Origin of the sequence: Paenibacillus sp. 203 (genome assembly GCF_037027525.1) — a bacterium.
Lineage (GTDB): Bacteria > Bacillota > Bacilli > Paenibacillales > Paenibacillaceae > Paenibacillus > Paenibacillus polymyxa_B.
The window spans coordinates 30956-38082 of record NZ_JAXCHD010000019.1; the positions used below are offsets into that span (position 1 = coordinate 30956).

3 protein-coding genes are annotated in these 7127 nt (G+C 56.3%); all 3 read left to right on the top strand.

Annotated elements, in window-relative coordinates; translation table 11 throughout:
- The first annotated feature begins 73 nt into the window (after positions 1 to 73).
- The 3 genes from WA407_RS25315 to WA407_RS25325 are packed head-to-tail and all read left to right on the top strand — an operon-like array spanning position 74 to position 6928.
- Positions 74 to 3382 (top strand): non-ribosomal peptide synthetase, encoded by a 3309-nt coding sequence (locus WA407_RS25315; protein WP_336078662.1) that lies wholly within the window; start codon positions 74 to 76, stop codon positions 3380 to 3382.
- Positions 3372 to 5198: an ABC transporter ATP-binding protein gene (locus WA407_RS25320; protein ID WP_336078663.1), complete on the top strand. Its 1827-nt coding sequence runs from the start codon at positions 3372 to 3374 to the stop codon at positions 5196 to 5198. The genes WA407_RS25315 and WA407_RS25320 overlap by 11 nt, the downstream gene beginning before the upstream one ends.
- Positions 5195 to 6928 (top strand): ABC transporter ATP-binding protein, encoded by a 1734-nt coding sequence (locus WA407_RS25325; RefSeq protein WP_250260350.1) that lies wholly within the window; start codon positions 5195 to 5197, stop codon positions 6926 to 6928. Before WA407_RS25320 ends, WA407_RS25325 begins: the two co-directional genes overlap by 4 nt.
- Positions 6929 to 7127: the final 199 nt, after the last annotated feature.

The following is a 7127-nucleotide window of genomic DNA, read 5'->3' on the forward strand; positions in this document are numbered from 1 at the left end:
GCGCAGGCCGAAAGCAAGCTTTTTCGGACCTGCGCCGGGGCATGCGGTCACTTCATTTTTAGGGGAGGTACAAATGAAATCTTTGTTTGAAAAGGAAGAACAGTACTGGAGCGGCAAGTTTGACGCCGATGACAGCCTGAGCTTCCTTCCCTACAGTCAATCCTCCAAATTATCCGCCGACGGGGAAGCTGCGGCCGAGCCGGGCTTGCTTCACCGTACTCTGCCGAGCGAACTCTCGGAGAGAATCATTTGCCTCGCCAACGGTTCGGATTTGGCTTTGTACATGATTGTTTTGGCAGGAGTAAAAAGCCTGCTGTTCAAATATACCGGGCGGGACCAAGTGCTGGTCGGCATGCCTTCTTATAGCGCAGACCCCGACGGGACTCCGCCGCCGCATGACATCTTGGTGATCAAGACGTCCGTAAGCCGCCAGACTACGCTGAAAACGCTGCTCGGGGGCATCAAAGCCTCCATCGGCGAGGCGCTGGAGCATCAGCACCTGCCTTTTCGGAAAATGGTGGAGCCGCTCCATCTGGACTATACGGGGGACGGCCTCCCGGTCGTCAACACCGTCGTATCCTTCGCTCCGATTCATCCGGAACCGCTGGGTAACCGGGTGGCGGCCGATACGGTTTTTCGCTTCGACCGCCAAAACCACTCCATCGAGCTGGAAATAAGCTTTGACGGGCAGCGGTACGAGCGGGCATTTGTGGAACAGGCGGCCGACCATCTTGTTCGGCTGCTGTCCGTGCTTTTATTTCAGCCGGATCTGGAGCTCGGACAAGCCGATGTGCTGTCCCCAGACGAGAGGGAGACGCTGCTGAAGCGATTTAATGACACCGAAACCGGGTTCGAGCGGGAGAAAACGATTCACGGCTTGTTCGAAGAGCAGGCGGAGCTTTACCCGGACAACGTGGCCGCCGTCATGAACGAGCGGCAGCTGACCTACCGCGAGCTGAACGAGCGATCCAACCGCCTTGCGCGGAAGCTGCGGGAGACGGGAGTAGAAGCGGACCAGCTGGTAGCGATTCTGGCCGAACGCTCGCTCGATATGGTTGTCGGCATTCTGGCGATTCTCAAAGCGGGCGGAGCATACGTGCCTGTCGATCCCGACTACCCGGAGGAGCGCATCCGCTTCATGATCGAGGATTCGGGCGCGCCGTTATTGCTGATTCAAAAGCATCTGCACGAGAAGACCGACTTCGCAGGAACGCGCCTCGAATTGGAAGATTTCGTTTGGAGGGACAGAGGGTCGGACTCCGCCGATGCGCTGGACGCTTCGAACCTGGAGCCGATTTCCGGGCCGGGCAACCTGGCTTATGTCATCTACACGTCGGGAACGACCGGCAGACCGAAAGGAACGCTGATCGAGCATAAGAACGTCGTGCGCCTCCTGTTCAACGACAAGAACCTGTTCGACTTCGGCCCGTCCGACACGTGGACGCTGTTCCACTCGTTCTGCTTCGATTTCTCCGTATGGGAAATGTACGGAGCGCTGCTGTACGGAGGCAAGCTGGTCATCGTACCGCCGCTCACGGCGAAAAATCCGGCCGATTTCCTGGCGCTGCTGGGCCGCGAACAGGTCACGATTTTGAACCAGACGCCAACGTACTTCTACCAGCTGCTGCGTAAGGTCTTGGCGGACCATCCGTACGATCTGCGGATTCGCAACGTCATCTTCGGGGGCGAAGCGCTGAGTCCGCTGCTGCTCAAGGGCTTCAAGACGAAGTACCCGGAGACGAAGCTGATCAATATGTACGGCATTACCGAGACGACGGTTCACGTTACGTATAAGGAAATCACGTGGGTCGAAATGGAGGCGGCGAAGAGCAATATCGGCAAGCCGATCCCGACGCTGAGCGTGTACGTCCTTGATGAAAACCGCCGCCCTGTGCCGATCGGCGTAGCGGGCGAAATGTATGTGGCCGGGGAAGGCCTTGCGAGAGGATACCTGAACCGCCCTGATCTGACGGCGGAGAAGTTCGTCGATTCCCCGTTTGCGGAGGGGGAGAAACTGTACCGCTCGGGCGACTTGGCGGCTTGGCTGCCGGACGGCAACATCGAATACCTGGGCCGGATCGATCATCAGGTGAAAATCCGTGGGTACCGGATCGAGCTGGACGAAATCGAGACGCAGCTGCTGAAGATCGCCGCCGTGCAAGAAGCCAAGGTGCTTGACCGCGACGACGCGAACGGCCATAAGCAACTTGTCGCTTATTACGTCGCGGAAACGAGGCTGGCGGCGCATGAACTCAAGGAGGAGCTCGCCAAGCAGCTTCCGGGGTATATGATTCCTTCGCACCTCGTGCAGCTTTCGCGGATGCCGCTGACCCCGAACGGGAAAATCGACCGCAAAGCGCTGCCCGCGCCGGAGGAAGCCGCGGCCGGAGGAGCGGAATATGTCGCGCCGAGAACGCTGCTCGAAATGAAGATCGCCCGCGTCTGGCAGGATACGCTTGGCGTTCCGCAGGTCGGCGTAAAGGATAACTTTTTTGAGTTGGGTGGCAATTCGTTAAGTCTGATGAGGCTCGTTCAAGCTGTTTACGATGAAACGGGCATCGAGATACCGCTGAACCGCCAGTTCCACAATTTAACAGTTGAAGCCATGGCTTTCGGAGAGGGGGATCTGGGCCTGGATAAAGGGGGAGACTCCTTCATTAAGCTGAATAAAGCAGGAGATCTGAACGTGTTCTGCTTCCCTCCGGGCAGCGGCTTCGGCATCGGTTACCGAGAGCTCGCAAGCAGGCTCGACGGCCGGTTCGTGCTCTACGGCATTGATTTTATCGACGATGCCGTCGATTACGAGGCCATGCTGAACCGTTATGTGGACGAGATCGTCCGCATCCAGCCGGAAGGACCTTACGTGCTGCTCGGCTACTGCTTCGGAGGCAACCTGACGTTCGAGGTAGCCAAAACGATGGAGAAAAGAGGGTATTCCGTAACGGACGTGCTCATGGTGGACTCGTGGATTAAGGACACGCTGACGCCTTCCGAAACGTCGGAGAAAGAGCTTGAAGAAACGCTTGCCGATTTCGACGAAGAAGAGAAGGAATTAATGAGCAACCCGCTCGTGTGGGAGTGGGTTCATCGGAAGGTCAAAGCGACCTTGGCGTACGAAGCGCAGCTTATTAATTCCGGCACGATCCCGGCCCGGATTTACGAAATGATTGCGAAGGACAGCGAAGCGTTCCGCCTTGAGCACCAATTGCCTTCCTGGCGGGGGGCAACGACGCAAGCTTACGCCGATTACCGGCTGGAGGGCGCGCACGAGGAATTGCTGGAACTCGCGCGTGTGGAAGAAACGGCCGTCGTCATCCGGGACATCTTAGAGCAAGTCAAGCGGCAGATCGAAGCGGAGGCCGGGGTACTGCATGGAAGCTGACCGCCAGCCGTCTGTTCTAGAACAAGGCACAGCGGCGCCTTCCAAGCGCCAAACCGCTTACGCCGCCTGGAAAGCGTTCCGCTGGCTGATGTCCTATGTAAGCCGTCACAAAGGCTGGATGATCGTCGGTATCTTGTCCGCGATTGCCGCCGCCGTTATTGAGATATGGATGGGAAGTTTGATCGAGCAGCTGACCACCCAGGCCGAGAAGGGGGCGGGGCCAATCGTTCTGCAAATCGTGTACACGGTCTTTGTGGTCATCTTGATCGGTGTGCCGGCGAAGTTTTTCATGAGCTTCGGCGTGGAGCGAAGCAGCGCCTCTGCGGTGCAGGATATCCGCAACCATGTCATGCGTCATATCGGCAAACTCCCGGTCTCCTATTTGGAAAAGCAGCACTCCGGCGACGTATTGTCGCGGATCAACAACGACCTGCAGCTCATCCAGCAGTTTATGATTCGGGACCTCGCCCAGTGGTTTTATCATCCGCTGGTGTTCATCGGCTGTTTCGCTTATTTGATCTACCTCCAATGGGAGCTGATGCTGTACAGCCTGCTGTTATTTCCCGTAGCGCTGCTGGTTTCCCAATGGATCGGCAAGCAGTTGGAGCGGTTGACGGAGGAAGCCCAGGCGAACATGGGCCGAATGAACGTCAACCTCCAGGATACGCTTGGGGGTATGCCTATTGTAAAAAGCTACCTGCTATCCGGCATGTTATCTCGCTCCTACCAAGTGCTGCTGCAATTGACGGCCCAAAAAAAGCTGGCCGTGAAAAAGCGGGAAGCCTGGGTCAACCCGCTGCTTTCCACGCTGATGATCAGCCCGATCATTTTCGCCGTCAGTTACGGAAGCTATTTGATCTACAAAGGGCAGCTAGGCGCGGGAGAGCTGATCGCCTTCCTGTACTTGCTGAATCTGTGTCTGGAGCCGCTGGAGCATATTCCCGAGCTCATCACGCGGACGTTCGAAATGGCCGGTGCCCTGAGAAGGGTCTCCGAAATCGTCGAGCAGCCGACCGAAACGGAAAATGGCCGTTCGCTTTTGAAAGCGAGCGCCGCCCCCATCGAGTTTCAGAACGTAACCTTCGGGTATGAGGAGAGCTCTCCGATCCTGCGGAATGTTAGCTTCTCGGTGCCGGAAGGGAAGACGATCGCGCTTGTCGGAGCGAGCGGCGGAGGGAAGAGCACGGTGTTTAAGCTTGTATGCGGCTTTTATCCGCTTCCAGAGGACCAGGGCGAGATCCGCGTGTTCGGCAGCATGATCCACGGCGCCGATCCGGAGCAGCTTCGGTCGCATTTTTCCGTGGTAACCCAGGATTCATATTTGTTTAGCGGCACGATCGCTGAAAATATCGGCTACGGGCGGGAAGTAGCGTCGATGGACGAGATTATCGAAGCCGCCAAAGCCGCTCAGGCGCATTCCTTCATTATGCAGCTTCCCGACGGCTATCAGACGTATGTCGGAGAGCGCGGAGGCTTTTTGTCCGGCGGGCAGCGCCAGCGCATTGCAATGGCCCGGGCTTTTCTTAAGGATGCTCCCGTTCTGCTGCTGGACGAGCCAACGTCGGCTCTTGATCCGGAGTCGGAAAGCGCGGTTCAGGAAGCGCTGGGCGTATTGATGAAGCAGAGAACGACGATGGTTATTGCCCACCGGCTTTCTACAGTACAAAACGCCGACGAAATTTGGGTCATGGAACAGGGGAGTATTGTTGAAAAGGGCACTCATGAACAATTGCTGAAGATGAAGGGACTGTACGCCCAGTCGTACTATCAGGAATTTACCGAGTCTGCCGAACGCAGGGAGGTGGCGTACACATGAAAAAGGGCGGATGGCTCTCGCAAGTGAAAGAACTCGGCTACTTGCTGATGTTTATGAACCGCAAGCGCAAAACCCAGTACGCCATTGGCCTGGCCGTGACGGCGCTCACCCAGACATTGTTCTTGATCGCCTTCAGCTTGGTCGTACATAACTTGGTTGATTTCGCCGTGTCCCGAGATACGTCCCTGATGGTGGAAGCCTTTATTATTTTGGGCGCGGCCTTGTTCCTGGAAAATGTGATTTCTCCCTGGTTCATTTACTTATACCAGCGCAGTGTCGAGCTGACTGTGCTGAATATCCGCGAACGTCTTTATGACAAGCTGTGCCGGGTGCGGCCGAGATTCCTGGAGCAGACGCACCATGGGGATTTGCTGTCGCGGGTGAACAACGACGTAACGACCGTTGAGTTTACATTCTCGCAGGTTTACTTCGTTTTGCTGCTTCAAGTTGTCTTTTGCATCGGCTCCATTGTCTCCATGGTGTTGATCGATTGGCGGTTTGCCGGCGTATCCTTCGTCATTCTGCTGCTGTCCTCCGTGGTCAGCCTGAAATTTGCGCGGGATATTCGCGCCTTGTCCGAACAAGGCTTGCAAATGCTCGGTAAAATGACCGAAAAATTCAAAGATTTTATGGGCGGCATTCAAATTGTGAAGCTGTTCCGCATCCGCACGATTTACGGCCAGTACGAGGCGTTGAACGAACAAATGACGCAGACGCTTCGGCAAACCGCGCAGAAGAACGGCATGCAGGCTGCGGTGAATCATTTTATCAGCTACGTCACGTTCTGCGGTATCATCGTCATCGGCAGTCTTCTTTATGCCTACGGACTGATGGGAATGGGAAGCGTCGCTGCCCTGGCGGTTCTGCAAGTGAATCTGACGCACGCCTTGTTGAACTTGGGGATGGTTCTGTCGATGACCCAAAATTCGATCGCGGGCGCTCACCGGATTCAAGAGGTACTAAGAGAGGAAGAGGAACCGGAGCGTTTGGGATCTCCTCACAGCGAGCTCGTGTCGGAGGCTGCGGTGGAGTTTCGCGATGTGGAATTTTCCTATCAGGCGGATAAAAAGGTGCTTGTCGACATCTCCATGCAGGTGTTTCCCGGCCAGGTCGCCGCTATCGTGGGGGCCAGCGGCAGCGGCAAAAGTACGCTGATCAAGCTGCTGCTCGGCTTTTATCCTGTGGACAGCGGAGAAATCCTGCTCCAAGGCAAACCGTTCGGCCATTACACGCTGGACGAAATCCGCAGGCAGATTGCATACGTTCCGCAGGAGCCGTTCTTGTTTACCGGCACGATTGTGGAAAACATCCGCTATGGCAACCCGGAAGCAACGGATGAAGAAGTGATCGAAGCGGCCAAAGCGGCGTACGCTCACCATTTCATTCAGGAACTTCCTGAACAGTATGAAACGCCGGTGGGAGAGAGAGGAGCGTCGTTGTCGGGCGGACAAAGGCAGCGAATTGCGATCGCCCGGGCGATTCTCAAAAACGCCCCGATTCTGCTGCTGGACGAAGCGACTTCCGCGCTAGATAACGAATCCCAGCATTGGGTACAGCAGGCCCTGAACGTGTTGATGAAGGGGCGCACCACCATTCTGATCGCCCACCGTCTCAGCACCGTGGAACATGCGGATTTGATTACCGTCATGAACCAAGGGACGGTCGTCGAGCGGGGCCGCCATCAGGACCTGCTGGCGCTCGGGGGTTATTACGCCCGGCTGTACGGCTAGACCCGCTTTACGGCGGGCGGCTTCCTGCTTGCGAATGCGACAGAGTCTTTTAGTAATCCAAGGTATGACTTTATAACCGGTAGTTACCAGAAAACGTAGACACGAAAAAGGGGGCAGAGTCCGAAGGAGCCGTTCCGGGAATGGCCGCGCGGTTCTTCTAAGAGTGACTAAGTGACATCTAGGTACAAAGCCTATCTAT